Here is a 16,606-nt window from a genome sequence, read left to right on the forward strand (position 1 = left end):
CGACTGTTTTTATCTGTGAGCTAAGTGATAATGCGCCCTTCTGTCTCAGGGTCCGTTCAGGCGGATCCGTACATCGCACGCGTTACAACCGAGGGCAACTCAGCCTATGTGGAACAACGGTCTGCTCGACCTTTCCGTCTGGCAATTGGTCGCAGTCACCCTGGCGATGACACACGTCACCATCGTCGGCGTCACGGTCTACCTCCATCGCTATTCAGCGCATCGCTCCCTGGAACTCAACGCAGGGCTCAAGCACTTTTTCCGTTTCTGGCTGTGGCTCACCACGGCGCAGAACACCCGCGAGTGGACCGCTATCCACCGCAAGCACCACGCCAAATGCGAAACCGTCGATGACCCGCACAGTCCGGTCATCAAGGGCCTGTCAACCGTGCTGCGCAAGGGCGCCGAGCTGTACCGCGCCGAAGCGGAAAACCCGGAGACGCTGCGCATCTACGGCAAAAACTGTCCCGAGGACTGGATCGAGCGCAACCTATATTCGCGTTATCCCCTGTTGGGTGTGGCGATCATGGGCGTGATTGATCTCGCCCTGTTCGGCGTGATCGGCATCACCGTCTGGGCGATCCAGATGATGTGGATTCCGGTGTGGGCGGCGGGCGTGGTCAACGGCCTTGGCCACGCGGTCGGCTATCGCAACTTCGAATGCCGCGACGCAGCCACCAATCTGGTGCCCTGGGGCATTTTGATCGGCGGTGAAGAGCTGCATAACAACCACCACACCTACCCCAACTCGGCCAAGCTGTCGGTCAAGCGCTGGGAGTTCGACATGGGCTGGGCGTGGATCAAAGTGTTCAGCTGGCTGCGCCTGGCAAAAGTGCAGCGGGTCGCGCCGATTGCGCACCGCGTTGAAGGCAAGGGCCATCTGGACATGGACACGGCGATGGCGATCTTGAACAACCGGTTCCAGATCATGGCCCAGTACCGCAAGTTGGTCATCGCGCCGTTGGTTGCGCAGGAACTGGCGAAAGCCGATGCCTCTGTACGTCATCAGTTCCGACGTGCCAAACGCCTGCTTTCCCGCGAGCCCAGCCTGCTTGAAGACAAGCATCAAGCGCGCATCCAGACCATGCTGGAGCACAGCCAGGCACTGAAAGTGATCTACGAGAAACGTCTGGCACTGCAGCAGATCTGGGCGAAGACCAGCAGCAATGGTCACGACATGCTGGCGGCCATCAAGGAATGGATCCACGAGGCCGAAGCCAGCGGTATTCAGTCGCTGCGTGACTTCGCCGATCAGCTGAAAACCTACTCGCTGCGGCCTCACCACGCTTGATGCCGTTGATCGGTGACCATTCGTCTGGGTGGCACCGATCGGAACTTAGTGCCATTAGTCCTATCTCACTAACACCTTCGCACTATGCTGTGTGACATGTTGTGGCATGCGCCGCACCTTATTCTGAGATGCAGTGCTCATGGACAACCAGACTCCCCACGTTGAGACACCCGCCGCAGCAGAAACCCTTCTGGCGCTGATGCATGCCCAGGCGGAAGTGGCGCGCCTCAGCGAGCGCGAGCAGCTGTTCAGTTCTCTGCTGGTCAGCGTCAACGCCGTGTTATGGGCGTTCGACTGGCAGACGCAACGCATGATCTATGTCAGCCCCGCCTACGAGCGCATTTTCGGCCGCTCGGCCGGCTTGCTGCTCGCGGACTACAGCGAGTGGCGCGACAGCATTTACCCCGACGATCTGGACTACGCCGAGCGCAGCCTGAGCGAAGTGCTTGAGAAGGGCTCCATCGAAGACCGCGAGTACCGGATCATTCGTGCTGACGGCCAGGTCCGCTGGCTGAGCGACAAATGCTTTGTCAGTCATCAGGTCGAGCACAGTCAGCGCCTGATCGTGGTGGGCATCGCCGAAGACATCACCGAGAAGAAGCACCTCGAAGACGAGCTGCAGCGTTTGGCCACCACCGACGTTCTCACCCAGAGCAGCAACCGCCGGCACTTCTTCGAATGCGCTCAACGCGAGTTCGAGCAGGCGCGTCTGCAGGGCACGCCGATGGCGTTCCTGTTGCTGGACGTGGATGATTTCAAGCTGGTCAACGACACCTACGGCCACCAGGAAGGTGATCTGGTGCTGCAACGCATTGCCGAATGCGGGCGCAAGACGCTGCGCCGTGGGGATCTGTTCGGGCGGATCGGTGGTGAGGAATTTGCCGCCGTATTCCCAGGCTGTGCGCCGGAAATGGCCCAGCAGATTGCCGAGCGGTTACAGCGTGAGATTCAGCGCCTGAGCTTTCAGTGCAATGACAAAACCTTCGGTATCACCGCCAGTCAGGGGCTGACCAACCTCGGCGAACAGGACCAGAGCCTTGAAGCGCTCTACGCCCGCTCTGACGCCGCGATGTACCAGGCCAAGCGCCAGGGCAAGAATCAGATCGTGTTGGTATAGGCCTGCTTTTCTGAAATCAGCCTCTGGCTAAGCCACCGTCTTGCGACGCATCCCTTCCAGATCCGACTCGCTGATCTTCAGCAGTCGGGCCGATTTGCTTTTTGCCAGCGCCTGCAGCGGGTCTTCAAGTCCCAGTGAGCCCATTTGTCCCGCGACATTCATTGCCAAAATTTCGCGGGTAAAAACGCCGGTGTTGTATTGATACACCGCCGCGATCAACTCGCGCAGCTCCAGCGGCAGCCGCCAGCGCGTACGCAAAGCCGAGCCGAACGAGGCCGAATACTGCGCCAGCGCGCGGCGAACAGTTGCCTCATCCAGCGAACCGCCGGCAATCAGCCAGCCCTGCAAACAGCGCAGCACCGTCAGCTCGCCCAGGCCCCTGAGCAAACCGGCGCAATAACAACGCTCATGATCCAGATCCAGCTTGCGCGCCAGCGTGCGCGCGCATTCGGCGGTGCGTTGCGAGACCTCCCAGATTTCGGTGGCGTGAAGCAATAACGCTGCATCCGTCAGCACCGCGCCGCGCTTGAGCGCCAGACCCTGAACCAGGTTGACGCTCTGGGTGCCACCCAGCACGGCAAGCGCCTGACCCAGTGTTTGCACGGGCTTGCCCTGGTGTTGCGACGCGCTGCTCGCCGCGGCAATCAGCAGTGCGGTAACGTGGGGGTCGTGGCTCAACGCCTTTTCCAGCAGCTTCAGGTCAACACCCGATGCCCCTCGACTGCTGGCCACCGCCGCCGTCACATCAACGAATAGCGGCCCGCCATCGGCCACTTCCCGGCGCTTCTCCAGAAACGCATCCAGCCCGACACCCGGCGCCAACGCCGGTACCGCACAGGCAACCTGCGCGCCATCCTGCAACAGCAGCGTTTCCAGCCGTTGGCGCAGGCCTTCCATGTTCAGGGGTTTGGTGAGGTAGGCGGTGGGCGCCAGCTGCACGGCCTCGCGGACACTGACGCTGTCGCTGCGACTGCTCAGCAGAATGAAACGAACCGGCGGCTGGCGACGCAACTGCCGCAGCCCGCGAAGCAGGCTCAGTCCGTCGACGCCCGGTAACTCACGGGATGCGATCACCAGGTCCGGGATGTACCCGCTCATCAGCTCGATGGCCTCACGGCCGTTTGAACAGATATCCAGTTGCGCGTCGCAACGTACATCCAGGACCAATTCGTTGAGCATCTCACGGGCCCACGGGTCCGCTTCAGCGATCAACACGCGGGGAACGGCTAGCGCCTCTACAACGGTCATCATGACTCTCCGGCATCAGTCTCCTTACCTTAGTCAAAGACTGAGAAGGGGGACAAACCGAGAGAGAAATTTCTGATCTCATTAACGAAAAAACCTGCCGAAGCAGGTTTTTCCTGATGGAGCGGTCACATTTTTATCAAATGTGCCTGCAGCTCATCGGCATGAAGTCAGGCGATTTCAGCGAAGCATTCTTCGATGATCTTCAGGCCCTTGTCCAACTGCTCGTCCGGCGAGGTCAGCGGGACCAGCACGCGCAGTACGTTGCCATAGGTGCCGCAGGACAGCAGGATCAGCCCCTTGTCACGGGCCTTGGCAATCACTTGTGCCACGGCAGCAGCGTTAGGTTTGTGGGTGTCGCCATTCTCGAAGCACTCGACGGCGATCATGGCGCCCAGTGCGCGGACTTCACCGATGACCGGGTACTTGGCCTGGATGGCACGCAGGCCAGTGACCAGGCGCTCGCCAACGGCCTTGCAACGATCAAGCAGATGCTCTTCTTCGAACACCTCCATGACCGCCAGCGCAGCAGCGCACGCGATCGGGCTACCGGCATACGTACCGCCCAGACCGCCCGGCGCGATGGCGTCCATGTATTCGGCCTTGCCGCACACGCCGGCCAACGGGAAACCACCGGCGATGGATTTGGCGAAGGTGGTCAGGTCGGCGCTCACGCCCATCTGCTCCATGGCGAAGAAGGTACCGGTACGGCCAGCGCCGGTCTGCACTTCGTCAGCGATCAGCAGAATGCCGTGCTTGTCGCACAGTTCACGCAGGCGCGCCATGAAGGCTTTAGGCGCGACGTAGAACCCGCCCTCGCCCTGCACCGGCTCGATGATGATCGCGGCGATGTCTTTCGGCTCGGCGTCGTTCTTGAAGATGCGTTCGATGCTGGCAATCGAATCGTCAACGCTGACGCCGTGCAGCTCGTTCGGGTAAATGGCGCGGAAGATACCGCCCGGCATCAGGCCCATGCCGGCCGAGTACGGCACGACTTTGCCGGTCAGACCCAGGGTCATCATGGTGCGGCCATGGTAAGCGCCGGTGAAGGCGATGACGCCTGCACGGCCTGTCGCGGCGCGGGCGATCTTGACGGCGTTTTCAACCGCTTCCGAACCGGTGGTGACCAGCAGGGTTTTCTTGGCGAAATCGCCCGGGACTTTGGCGTTGATCTTTTCGCACAGCTCGACGTAAGGCTCGTACGCGAGCACCTGGAAGCAGGTGTGGGTCAGCTTGGTCAGCTGCTCTTGTACGGCCGCCACGATTTTCGGGTGCAGGTGACCGGTGTTCAATACCGCAATACCGCCGGCGAAGTCGATGAACTCGTTGCCTTCGACGTCGGTGACGGTGGCGTTCTTCGCGGACTCAGCGAAGATCGGGTGAATTTGACCAACGCCGCGTGGGACAGCAGCTTCGCGGCGTTTCATCAGGGATGCGTTAGTTTTGCTCATCATTTCCTCATTCGCCGCTCATCGGGCGGCGCGGTTCAAGGATCAAGCAGCGGGGGTCAACAGCAACAGCATACGATGATCGACTGTCGCGGCCTCCCGGCCACCAATAGGTTGGTGCCACTGAAACCTGCGAAACGGCGCTCTCGCGTCCCGCAGGTTGTCGAACAGTCCTTCAGTCTGCCACTCAGCGGGTTCAGATGCTGAGGCAGAGGTATTTGATTTCCAGATAATCTTCGATGCCGTACTTGGAGCCTTCACGGCCAAGACCGGATGCCTTGACGCCACCGAACGGCGCGACTTCGTTGGAGATCAGGCCGGTGTTGATGCCCACCATGCCGTACTCCAGCGCTTCCGCCACGCGGAACACTCGGCTCAGGTTTTGCGCGTAGAAATACGACGCCAGCCCGAACTCGGTGTCATTGGCCATGGCGATCACTTCGGCTTCGTCTTTGAAGCGGAACAGCGGGGCCAGCGGACCGAAGGTTTCTTCCTTGGCCACGGCGGCGTTTTTCGGCACGTTGACGAGGATAGTCGGTTCGAAGAAGTTGCCTTCCAGGCTGTTGCCGCCACTCAGCACTTTCGCGCCTTTGCTCAAAGCGTCAGCGATGTGTTCCTTGACCTTGGCCACGGCCTTTTCGTCGATCAGCGGACCAGTCGTCGTGCCTTCCGCCAGGCCATCGCCTACTTTCAGCTTGGCGACAGCCACCTGCAGCTTCTCGGCAAAAGCGTCGTAGACCGCGTCCTGCACGTAGATGCGGTTGGCGCAGACGCAGGTCTGCCCGTTGTTGCGGTACTTGGAAATGATCGCGCCTTCAACGGCCTTATCCAGGTCAGCGTCGTCGAACACGATGAACGGCGCGTTGCCACCCAGTTCCAGCGAGACTTTCTTGATGTCGTGGGCGCATTCAGCCATCAACTGGCGACCGATCTCGGTCGAGCCGGTGAACGACAGTTTGCGCACGATCGGGTTGCTGGTCAGTTCGCTGCCGATATCACCCGCGCTGCCGGTCACCACGCTGAACACGCCCGCCGGAATGCCAGCGCGCTCGGCCAGTTCAGCCAGAGCAAGTGCGGAGTAAGGGGTTTGCGAAGCAGGCTTGAGCACCATGGTGCAGCCTGCCGCCAGCGCCGGGCCGGCCTTGCGGGTGATCATGGCGGCAGGGAAGTTCCACGGCGTGATCGCCGCAGTGACGCCAATTGGCTGCTTGAGGACGATCAGGCGCTTGTCCGGCTGATGGCCCGGAATCACGTCGCCATAGACGCGCTTGGCCTCTTCGGAAAACCACTCGATAAAGGAAGCCGCGTAAGTGATTTCGCCTTTGGCCTCGGCCAGCGGCTTGCCCTGCTCCAGGGTCATCAGGCGACCGAGGTCGTCCTGGTTTTCAATCATCAGTTCGAACCAACGACGCAGCTTGGCGCCACGCTCTTTGGCGGTCAGCGCACGCCAGGCCGGCAGCGCCTTGTCAGCGGCCTCGATGGCGCGGCGGGTTTCAGCAGCGCCCATCTTTGGCACAGTGCCGAGAATCTCGTTGGTCGACGGGTTGTTGACCTTGATGGTCTGGCCACTGTCGGCATCAGCCCAGGCGCCATTGATGTACGCCTGCTGGCGGAACAACTTCGAGTCTTTGAGCTGCATTGCGGCCTCCTGAACAGCACCGCGCGCGGCGGAGCGAATGGTTGTGTGCGGGCGCCTCGACCGAGACTGCCGCCGGATAAGACTGTCGCCGGCCCTGGTTGGAGAATAGAAGAAAGGCCGGGCGGGGCGTTTGAAATCTCAAACGAATCCTAGGGACAACAGGCTTAAAGGACAAGAGTGCGTTCGAAAAAAAGAACGGCTGGGGTTGGGGTGTTATGAATGCGAATCAGCGTAGCCGCCAATGTGCCGAAACGTGTGAAATTGAGAACAGTGAGTCACCGGCATGGACGCACGTCGGCCAGATGAGTATTATGGCGCCCGCATTGCACCTGTAGCTCAGCTGGATAGAGTACTGCCCTCCGAAGGCAGGGGTCATGGGTTCGAATCCCGTCAGGTGCACCATTATTGATTCAGGTTCGCGCAACGCGTCCTGGAAAATCCGCTACAGACGAAGAGGCCCGCATTGTGCGGGCTTTTTTGTGATTACAACTCCGTACAGGCGCTTGGCCAAGCGAAGCGGCTTATCAAAAAGCCTCCGTCCGCACCCAGTAATCGCTAGCTGCGCAGTGCCTTCGAGATGGTTGCGCTCAGATAACCGGATTTGCTAAAACCCCCGTCCCGGTTTTGTTTCAAAACCAGATCCAAGGATGGACTGATGCCGCTCAAATCTCCTGCCCCGGTAATAATGGATCTCGAAGCCAACAAGGCTACCGGCGGCCATGCCAACTCTTCCCGCGGCACTTCGACTTCCTCGCTGAGCCGCTATCAAACCTTTCTCTTCGCGGTGACCTGCGCATTGGCAGTGGCAAACGTCTATTTTGCCCAGCCTTTGCTGGAGTCCATGGCCGCCAGCCTGTCGGTCTCGCCCGGCACCATCGGTGTCGTGGTCACTGCGACCCAAGCCGGGTACGCAGTGGGGCTGCTGTTCATCGTGCCGCTAGGCGACCTGCTTAATCGCAAAAAACTCATCCTCACCCAGTTGCTTCTGTCCGCTCTGGCGCTGTGCGCCGTTGGCATGGCCCAGACGTGGGGCATGCTGCTCGGCGCGATGGTGCTGGTGGGTCTGATGGCGGTGGTGGTTCAAGTGGTGGTTGCCTATGCCGCGACATTGGCGAGCCCCGAGCAGCGGGGCGAGGCTATCGGCACCGTAACCAGTGGCGTCGTGCTGGGTATTCTCCTTGCCCGTTTCGTCTCGGGGGCGGTCGCTGACCTGGCGGGCTGGCGAGGCGTTTATTTCGTGTCCGCCATTTTGATGGTCGGCATCGCGATGGTGTTATTCCGGACCATGCCCGCCTCCACCACGCTCCCTGCGAAAGGCGGTTACTGGCCGTTATTGCACTCAGTATTCCAGCTGTATCTGACAGAGCGCACGCTGCGCGTCAGGGGCACTTTCGCCTTGCTCATCTTCGCAGCGTTCAGTGTGTTGTGGACTTCAATGGTTCTGCCGCTCAGTGCGCCTCCCCTGTCGCTGTCACATACCCAGATCGGACTTTTCGGCTTGGCCGGAGTCGCCGGCGCACTGGCTGCCGCGCGGGCCGGGCGACTGACGGACCAAGGGCTCGGCAATCGCACCACTGGTGTGGCTTTGGCGTTGCTGACTTTTTCATGGTTGCCCACTGCGTTTGTCGAAAGCTCCCTGCTGGCGATGATCGCAGGCGTGGTATTGCTGGATTTCGCTGTGCAAGCGGTTCATGTCACCAATCAAAGCTTGATCTTCGCCGCGCGGCCCGATGCTCAAAGCCGGCTCGTTGGGGCTTATATGTGTTTTTACTCCGTCGGGAGTGGCTTGGGCGCCATTGCGGCGACTTATACCTACGCGCACTTTGGGTGGGTGGCGGTTTGCATACTGGGGGCGGCCATCAGTGCAGTCGCTTTGCTGTATTGGATCTATACAACGCTCACGTTCAGGTGAAGCGCATCTGCTGGACGAGTGTCGGCGTTTGTCGGATTGATGCTCACTGTGAGGGCTCAGGGCTTTTAGCAGCTAACAGCATTAGCGTCGTCAGCATGCATGCTCAAACGAGCCGTGCTATGCGCATGCCCCGTTAGAAACAAAGCACTCATCCCAACAAACCAGCGGCCCGCACCAGCTTCAATCCCCACTCCACCCGCTCCGGAATGGTTTGGACCAACTGCTCCCGGTCTCCCCCCAACAACGCTCTGAGCTGATGGGGCGCGAACACCAAGTCGATGAATTGAAGGGCCAGCGCATCAGGATCCGAGGGTTGGTCCGAGCCTGCCATGATGGCCGAACGCACTCTGGTGAAGCCGCCTTCCCAGCCAATACGGTTCACTTCGGCCGCCAGCAGCGGGGTCCGACTGGAAGTGGCTATCACCATGCGCATCATGGCCAGGGTCTCGGGCTGCAGCGCATGCTCGAGGATGCCTTGGCCCACGTGTCTCAGGCGACCTTCCAGCGGGAGCGCGGGAATCGCCTCGGCAGGCGCCAACAAGGTCGCGACATGGCGGCGCACCACGGCTTCGAACAACGCTTCTTTATTGGCATAGCGCGCATAGAGGGTGGCTTTGCTGGCGCCGGCCGCCCGGGCGATGTCTTCGCATGAAGTGCCTTCGACGCCCTTGGCTAAAAAGCGCTGCAGCGCAGCATCCAGCAATCGACGCTCGGCATCGCCCGCCTGGCTTTGCCTGGGCCTGCCACCTTTGGATTTGGTCGTGATCAACGTCATGGGCGGCAACTTACCTGCCCCTTGTTTGCGCGTCAACTAAACGGTAACGTTCAGTTAAATCGGCGCAGGCAGCCGCTCCTCCTCACCCCTTTCACACCGACCAGGAAGGCGCTTTGTGGATCAAACTACTGCTTTACCCATTGTGGTTGCTGGCGCAACAGGAGACTTGGGCCAACGTCTGGTCCGGGCGCTGGTTAAGCGCGGCGCCCATGTCCTCGCGCTGGTTAGGCCAGGCACTGAACAAGCCCGGCTGACGGCTCTGCGCAGCAGCGGCGTCACCGTCACGCCCGTTTCCCTGGATGACGCTCAAGGCCTGCGCGGTGCCATTGCCGGCTCAGGTTGCGTGGTGTCCACGCTCAACGGCCTGGAAGAGGTGATCATCGAGCAGCAAGGCAGGCTGTTGCAGGCCGCTGTTGCCGCTGGGGTCCCCAAGTTCATTCCCTCGGATTATTCGCTCGACTACACCCGCACCCGTCCTGGGGAGAACCGCAACCTGGACCTTCGCCGGCGCTTCGCCACCCGTCTCGATACAGCCGACATCGCCGTCACCTCAATCCTCAACGGTGGCTTTCTGGAGCTGCTCGAAGGCGACGCGCCTATTGTGCTCCCCGGCCGCCGAGTGCTGCATTTCGGCGATGCGCAACAGCCGCTGGACTTCACTGCGAAGGACGACGTCGCTGCCTTCACCGCCGATGCCGCGCTCGATCACAACACGCCGCGTTTCCTGCGCATTGCCGGCAACAGCGTCTCCCCCGCGCAGATTGCCAACATCCTCACCGCGCTGACCGGGCAGCATTACCGCACCCTGCGCCCCGGGAATATCGGCACGCTGTCCGCCCTGATCTACATGGTGCGTGCGCTCACGCCTGCCAGTGACAAGCCCTTCCCCGCCTGGCAAGGCATGCAATACCTGCGAGACATGATGAGTGGACGCGGCAAGCTGCTCAGTCTGGACAACGACCGTTATGGCCAACGTGAATGGGCATCCGTCCGTGACACATTGGCCCGTACTCATGTGCAAGGGATCAAGCAATGACACACCCTATCGAATCGTTTCCTCTTCAAATTCCCCAGGCGCAACTCGACGATCTGGCCCAGCGCCTGGCGCAAACCCGCTGGCCTGACCCGGAAACCGTCTCCGACAACAGCCAGGGGCCACGGCTTGAACGCCTTCGCGCGCTGGTCGAACGCTGGCGCAACGGTTATGACTGGCGCGCCACTGAAGCGCAACTCAACCAATGGAACAGCAGCCGGACCGAGATCGACGGTCTTGGCATTCACTTTCTTCACATACGCTCGCCTCACCCTGACGCCCTGCCCTTGCTAATGACCCACGGCTGGCCTGGCTCCATTCTGGAGTTCAGGGCGATGGTCGGGCCACTTACCGACCCGACCGCCCATGGCGGCGACGCCAGCGATGCATTCCATTTGGTGATCCCCGCACTTCCAGGGTTTGGTTTCAGTGATAAACCACGTTCACCCGGTTGGGGCGTAGGCAAGACCGCTTCGGCCTGGGCGCAATTGATGGACCGCTTGGGATATGGCCAGCGCTGGGCCGCCCAGGGTGGGGATTGGGGCGCGGCAGTGACTACCGCGCTTGGGCACATGCGTCCGCCTGGCCTGATCGGTATTCACCTGAATATGGTGATGTACCAACCCACTGAAGATGAAATCGCGCAGGCCACCCCTGAAGAGCAAGGCATGCTGGCTGATGCGCAACGCTATGAGCGAGAGCTGTCCGGCTACATGAAGGTGCAAAGCACCCGGCCGCAATCGATAGGCTTCGGCCTGGCAGATTCGCCCGTTGGCCTGGCGGCGTGGATTTACGCGCTGTTCCAGGATGCCTCCGACAGCGGCGCAGAGCCCGAGCGAGTCATTGAGGTCGATGCGTTGATCGACGACATCATGCTGTACTGGCTGCCCAATGCGGGACCCAGCTCGGTCCGGTTCTATTGGGAAGGAATGCGCGAAATGCAACAGCAAGGCCCTGCACGCGCCATACCCATCCCGGCAGGCGTGAGCATGTTCCCGGGCGAGCTGCTTCGCCTGTCCCGGCGCTGGGCAGAGGCGCGTTTCGACGACCTGCGATTCTTCGCAGAGGCCGAGCACGGTGGCCACTTCGCTGCCATGGAGAACCCGACAACGCTCACCGAGCATGTGCGAGATACCTTTCGCCTGCTCCGTTAATGTATTCGCCGCGCGCTGTCCCCTGTCACTGCCAGCCGGTCATCGTCCAATGCTCTGTCTAAAGCCGCGCCACCTGTCGCCGATACGCCTTACCTAGAGCGTCATTTTCATTTATTCGGACAGTCACACAGCAGTCCCGCAAGGAGCATATTCGGCATGATCGTCGGCATAGATCTCGGCACCACCAACAGTCTGGTCGCCGTATGGCGCGATGGCGGCACGCAACTGGTCAGCAATGCGCTGGGTGAACTGCTGACGCCCAGCGTCGTCGGGCTGGATGACGACGGACAGGTGTTGGTGGGCAAGGCAGCCCAGGAGCGTCTGCAAACTCATCCGGGCACAACCACGGCGCTGTTCAAGCGGCACATGGGCAGCGCGCATGAAGTGAAGCTCGGCGCGCGCAAATATCGTCCGGAAGAGCTGTCGGCGCTGGTGCTGAAAAGCCTGAAAGCAGACGTCGAGCGGGCGCTCGGCGAGCCGGTGACTGAAGCGGTAATCAGCGTGCCGGCATATTTCAGCGATGCGCAGCGCAAGGCCACAAAAGTGGCCGGCGAACTGGCCGGCCTGAAGGTCGAAAAACTCATCAATGAACCGACCGCGGCAGCGCTGGCCTACGGGCTGCATCAGAAAGAAGGCGAGACGTCGTTTCTGGTATTTGACCTGGGCGGAGGGACATTCGATGTGTCGATCCTGGAGCTGTTCGACGGTGTCATGGAAGTGCGCGCCAGCGCCGGGGATAACTTCCTCGGCGGCGAGGACTTTGACAATGTGCTGCTTGAGCATTTCGTGGCGCTGCACAAGCAAGAGAGTGAATTTCCACCTGCACTGACGGTGAAGCAATCCCTTCGCCGCGAAGCCGAGCGCGTGCGTAAAGCGCTGGGCCAGGAAGCGAGTGTTGATTTCGTGCTGCGTCATGGCGATCGCGAGTGGCGCAAGCCAGTGACCCAGGAGCAACTGATCGAGCTCTACGCGCCCCTGCTGGACCGTCTGCGCGCCCCGATCGAACGAGCGCTGCGTGACGCGCGCATCCGTATTGCCGATCTGGATGAAATCCTGCTGGTGGGCGGCACCACGCGCATGCCGCTGATCCGTAAACTGACGGCCAGCCTGTTCGGCCGCTTCCCGTCCATCACGCTCAACCCCGACGAGGTGGTTGCTCAAGGCGCAGCAATTCAGGCCGCCCTAAAAGCGCGCGACTCGGCGCTGGAGGAAGTGGTGCTGACGGATGTGTGCCCGTACACGCTGGGCATCGAGACCACCCAACGCATCGGCGAGCACTTCGAAAGCGGCCACTACCTGCCCATCATCGAGCGCAATACCGTCGTTCCGGTGAGCCGGGTCAGGACTGTCAGCACCCTCAGCGATCATCAGCAATTCGTCGTTGTGAGGATCTTTCAGGGCGAGAGCCGCAAGGTGAAGGACAACGTGGCCCTGGGCGAACTCGAGATCAAGGTGCCTCGCCGTCCTGCTGGTGAAGTCGACCTGGACGTGCGGTTTACCTACGACAACAACGGCATTCTCGAAGCCGACGTGCGCATTCCGATGACCGGGGAAGCGCACACGCTGGTGATTGAAAACAATCCCGGCGTGCTGACGCCTGCCGAGATTCAGGAGCGGCTTAAAGCCCTCGACTCGTTGAAGACGCATCCTCGCGAGCAGCAAGTGAACACGCACATGACTGCAAAGCTCGAGCGCCTGTATCAGGAGTACCTGGGTGAGGCGCGCGAGATGGTCGGGGCATGGGCCAGCCAGTTTCAGCACGTGCTCGAAACCCAGGATGAACGGCAGATCAGCGAAGTGCGCAAGCGGCTGACCGAGCAGGTCGAACGCTTCGAGCGAGGGGAATGGTAAGCGCCATGAACCCTTGGACTTTGCTGGGCCTGAACGACGATGCCGATGAGCGGACCGTCAAACGTCAATACGCAAAACTGTTGAAAGTCACACGACCGGACGAGGATCCAGAGGCGTTTCAGCGCCTGCGGGAAGCCTACGAGCGAGCGCTCGATTGGTCACGAAATCGTGCCGACGAAGACGATGAGTTCGACTCGCCTGCGGTGACCATCGGCCAGGCATCGGCGCTCTCGGTCGAGACCGTAACGTCAGCGCACACTACGGCCGATCTGGTTCAGCCGGCACCGGATGCCGAAGCCATGGCGCGGCAGGCTGCACGCGTGCTGGTGGAAGAGACCACCGCAGAAAATCTGCCGCGCCAGCATCAGCGCGCGGTGGAACAAGGCCGCGATTTGCCCTTCCAACAACGCTTGCTTGATCGGTGTCTGGAAGCAAATTCGTCTAACGGCGATTTGCTTGAAGCCGCTATCAACCAGCTGCAATGGCTGACGCCGTGGCAGTCGTTACGCATCAGCGCAGACCGGGAAATCCAGCTGACCCAGCGGCTGCTCGACAGCGAAGGCGCGCGGCTCGAACGCGCGCTGGCCGAAGGCAAAGAGCGCCAGTTTCTTGCGGCGTTGCAGGCGCTGGCTCAGCAACCGTGGCTGGCCTCGCTGGAACGCCGCGATCAGCTGCAGCGCTGGGTCATGTTCTTTCTGCACAATCACAAAGGGTGGACGGCTGCGCTGTTCGACAGGGTCTGCGAGCTTTTTGGTTGGGACGACCGCAAGGGCGTGTTTCCCGAGCCGGAGTTTATCTGGCGGAATTTGATCGAACGATGCGAGAAGTACGCCTACATCGAACACTGGCAGCGCCTGCTGGCGGGCGGCAAGACTGACAGCGTCGAAGAGAAGGCAGCGCGGCTGGTGCTCCAGCCGGGGCGCAAGGTTGATCGGCTGCGACTGGCGAGATTCTGCAGCGCGGACGTGTGGATTGCCTGCGAGCGCCTGTGCTCGACGATCAACAATCGCTATCCGGAAATGCTCGACGTCTTCCCCGAGGCGGATCTGCAGAGCTGGCGAACCTTGCGGGTTGAGCCGATGAACCCGGCTGTCTGGACATGGATTGGCTGGGTACTGTTCACAGCTCTTTTCATGATCCCGAACGAGATGATGAAAGGCACTCTTGATGGCGTGAAAGCGGCGGTGATGCTGCTGATGTATCCGTTTTTCATGACCGGCCTGTGCCGGATTGCCATGCGGGTCTGGCGCCCGGTGTGCCTGGCCATCGAAGACGCTGATGAATGGCTCAGCGACCTGCTGCTTCCGGAATGGCTGCATTGGCCGGCATCGCAGGCACTGGTCGTTCGGCACGGCGTGCCGCTGGTGCTGATCGGGGTGATCCTTTCGTCCCAAGGGCCTGCCGCGGTGCTGTGCTACGCGCTGCTGATGCTGGCCTGGATCTTTCTGTCGCCCTATCGCCACCCGCAGATTTACGCCCCTATTCGCGAAGCGGTGAGGACATTCCTGCATGTAAACGCGCGCAAAATATTCCTGTCGATCATCGTCATCGCGGCCTCTGCGATCTATTTCAGTCTCTACCCGCTGGCACCGAAGCCGGTGCCGACCTCCAGCTCCGGACAAGTTGCGAAAGCGCTGCCCGGCCAGCTTGATTGCAGCAGCGAGCAGGCAATGGATTTGATGGACAAGGACTGCAGAAACGCGGTGCTGCCTGAGCGTTGCGCGAACTATTCGCGAGAGCAGAAGATCAGCCAGTGCTGGCGGCTTCGAACCCGGTTGCAGCGTGAACTGGACAGTCAGGCGTCGCCCGGCCATTAGTCTGGACTGGCCAGCGCATTCGACATGGAGTACAGGTGTCGGATGCTCTGGCTCGCTGATTCCAGCCCGTCACGATTTCTAAGCCGGCGGGTTGATCAGGGGAACAATGAGCGCTGAGGGAGCTCACACCTCTTGCCTTTGAACCGTCCTGTTGGTGACCCCTCTATGGAACACGTACTTCCGGAAGCCTGGCTGAACGCATTGCCGTTGCCCTGGCTCAACACCCTCGTGGCCGCCGCCGTCGCGATCGGCATCGCACTGTTGGGACGCTGGATTGCGCTGGTCTTGCTCCGCCGCGTCGCCAAGTCGTTCGTCTTCGCCCAGCAGCTCATTCACCGCGCCGAACCGCCCACGCTGTGGCTGATCCCGCTGCTGGCCCTGCAAACGGTCTGGACCTCCGCCCCCGATGACCTGATGTTGATCAACGGCGTCCGGCACCTGAACGGCATGCTGGTGGTGGCCGGGTTTACCTGGCTGGCGTTGAGTTGCGTGAAGGCGATTGGCGAAGCGGTCGCGATCCGCAACCCGCTGGACATCGAAGACAACCTCCAGGCCCGCCGCATCCAGACCCAAGTGCGGGTGCTGGTGCGCTGCCTGAATGTGCTGGTGCTGTTGTTCGGCACCGGATTGATTCTGATGAGCTTCCCGCCAGTGCGACAGATCGGCACGAGTCTGCTGGCATCGGCAGGTCTCGCGGGGCTGGCGGCGGGTTTCGCCGCCAAGCCGGTGCTGGGCAACTTGATCGCAGGCCTGCAGATCGCAATCTCTCAGCCAATTCGCCTGGATGACGTTGTGATCGTTGAGGGTGAGTGGGGTCGCATCGAGGAGATCAGCGGCACGTACGTGGTGCTGAAGATCTGGGATGAACGGCGGATGGTGATTCCGCTGCAGTACTTCATCGAGAAGCCCTTCCAGAACTGGACCCGCAGCACGTCGAGCCTGATTGGCTCGGTGTTTTTGTGGGTGGATTACGCGTTGCCACTGGAGGAGTTGCGCGAAGAGGCGGAGCGCATCTGCAAGGAAATCCCGCACCTCTGGGATGGCCGCGTCTGCGTGTTGCAGGTGACTGACACCACCGCCAAGGCGATGCAATTGCGGGTGTTGTTGAGTTCGGCGGACTCATCACGCAGCTGGGATGCTCGATGCCACATGCGCGAGCGGCTGATCAGTTTCGTCGCCCGGCAATATCCGCAGTGCCTGCCTCAGCTGCGTGCGGAGATGTCCTCGCGCACCGTGCAGCCGGAGCGCGAAGGCCACGAAGCGCCCACAGAAATCGCGCGTCAGCCGCCGGTCTGACGACAGTTAAAAGCAAGTTGCCCGGCCA

At 61.1% G+C, this 16,606-nt stretch carries 12 protein-coding genes and 1 tRNA gene; 9 read left to right on the forward strand and 4 right to left on the reverse strand.

The features are described 5' to 3' along the window. Positions 1-106: 106 nt before the first annotated feature. Both desA and FX982_RS06770 read left to right on the forward strand, forming a co-directional pair. A complete protein-coding gene (gene desA / locus FX982_RS06765; protein ID WP_172610088.1) occupies positions 107-1,291 on the forward strand; it encodes a delta-9 fatty acid desaturase DesA in 1,185 nt (394 codons plus the stop codon). A gap of 139 nt (positions 1,292-1,430) precedes the next feature. Continuing rightward, the gene (locus FX982_RS06770) at positions 1,431-2,408 is read left to right on the forward strand and encodes a GGDEF domain-containing protein (RefSeq protein WP_122536733.1); all 978 of its coding nucleotides are present in this window, start codon (positions 1,431-1,433) and stop codon (positions 2,406-2,408) included. Positions 2,409-2,435: 27 nt separating this feature from the next. Here the strand turns inward: FX982_RS06770 and FX982_RS06775 are convergent, their stop codons facing one another. The 3 genes from FX982_RS06775 to gabD all read right to left on the reverse strand — a co-directional run bounded on the left by FX982_RS06775 (position 2,436) and on the right by gabD (position 6,740). After that, on the reverse strand, positions 2,436-3,659 hold the full coding sequence (locus FX982_RS06775) for an HDOD domain-containing protein (RefSeq protein WP_172610089.1): 1,224 nt from the start codon (positions 3,657-3,659) through the stop codon (positions 2,436-2,438). Positions 3,660-3,823: 164 nt separating this feature from the next. Next, positions 3,824-5,104: a 4-aminobutyrate--2-oxoglutarate transaminase gene (gene gabT / locus FX982_RS06780; protein ID WP_172610090.1), complete on the reverse strand. Its 1,281-nt coding sequence runs from the start codon at positions 5,102-5,104 to the stop codon at positions 3,824-3,826. A gap of 193 nt (positions 5,105-5,297) precedes the next feature. Beyond that, positions 5,298-6,740 carry an NADP-dependent succinate-semialdehyde dehydrogenase gene (gene gabD / locus FX982_RS06785; RefSeq protein ID WP_172610091.1) on the reverse strand — a complete coding sequence of 481 codons (1,443 nt, stop codon included), beginning with the start codon at positions 6,738-6,740 and terminating at the stop codon, positions 5,298-5,300. Between the two features lie 325 nt (positions 6,741-7,065). On the opposite strand from gabD, the gene FX982_RS06790 reads away from it, so the two are divergent. Both FX982_RS06790 and FX982_RS06795 read left to right on the forward strand, forming a co-directional pair. Then, positions 7,066-7,142, forward strand: a tRNA-Arg gene (locus FX982_RS06790). A gap of 253 nt (positions 7,143-7,395) precedes the next feature. Continuing rightward, positions 7,396-8,652, forward strand: a complete 1,257-nt coding sequence (locus FX982_RS06795; RefSeq protein ID WP_172610092.1) for an MFS transporter — start codon at positions 7,396-7,398, stop codon at positions 8,650-8,652. Between the two features lie 148 nt (positions 8,653-8,800). Here the strand turns inward: FX982_RS06795 and FX982_RS06800 are convergent, their stop codons facing one another. Then, the gene (locus FX982_RS06800; protein WP_172610093.1) at positions 8,801-9,427 is read right to left on the reverse strand and encodes a TetR/AcrR family transcriptional regulator; all 627 of its coding nucleotides are present in this window, start codon (positions 9,425-9,427) and stop codon (positions 8,801-8,803) included. 115 nt (positions 9,428-9,542) lie between these two features. On the opposite strand from FX982_RS06800, the gene FX982_RS06805 reads away from it, so the two are divergent. The 5 genes from FX982_RS06805 (at position 9,543) to FX982_RS06825 (ending at position 16,578) form a co-directional block, all read left to right on the forward strand. Then, positions 9,543-10,463, forward strand: a complete 921-nt coding sequence (locus FX982_RS06805; protein WP_172610094.1) for an NmrA family NAD(P)-binding protein — start codon at positions 9,543-9,545, stop codon at positions 10,461-10,463. After that, positions 10,460-11,614 (forward strand): epoxide hydrolase family protein, encoded by a 1,155-nt coding sequence (locus tag FX982_RS06810; RefSeq protein WP_172610095.1) that lies wholly within the window; start codon positions 10,460-10,462, stop codon positions 11,612-11,614. Before FX982_RS06805 ends, FX982_RS06810 begins: the two co-directional genes overlap by 4 nt. Before the next feature lie 156 nt (positions 11,615-11,770). Continuing rightward, entirely contained in the window at positions 11,771-13,465 is a 1,695-nt protein-coding gene (locus FX982_RS06815) for a molecular chaperone HscC (RefSeq protein WP_172610096.1), read from the forward strand. A 5-nt stretch (positions 13,466-13,470) separates the two neighbouring features. Next, positions 13,471-15,282 (forward strand): J domain-containing protein, encoded by a 1,812-nt coding sequence (locus tag FX982_RS06820; protein WP_172610097.1) that lies wholly within the window; start codon positions 13,471-13,473, stop codon positions 15,280-15,282. Positions 15,283-15,447: 165 nt separating this feature from the next. Then, positions 15,448-16,578, forward strand: a complete 1,131-nt coding sequence (locus tag FX982_RS06825) for a mechanosensitive ion channel family protein (protein ID WP_172610098.1) — start codon at positions 15,448-15,450, stop codon at positions 16,576-16,578. Positions 16,579-16,606 lie beyond the last annotated feature (28 nt).

Origin of the sequence: Pseudomonas graminis (assembly GCF_013201545.1) — a bacterium.
GTDB lineage: Bacteria > Pseudomonadota > Gammaproteobacteria > Pseudomonadales > Pseudomonadaceae > Aquipseudomonas.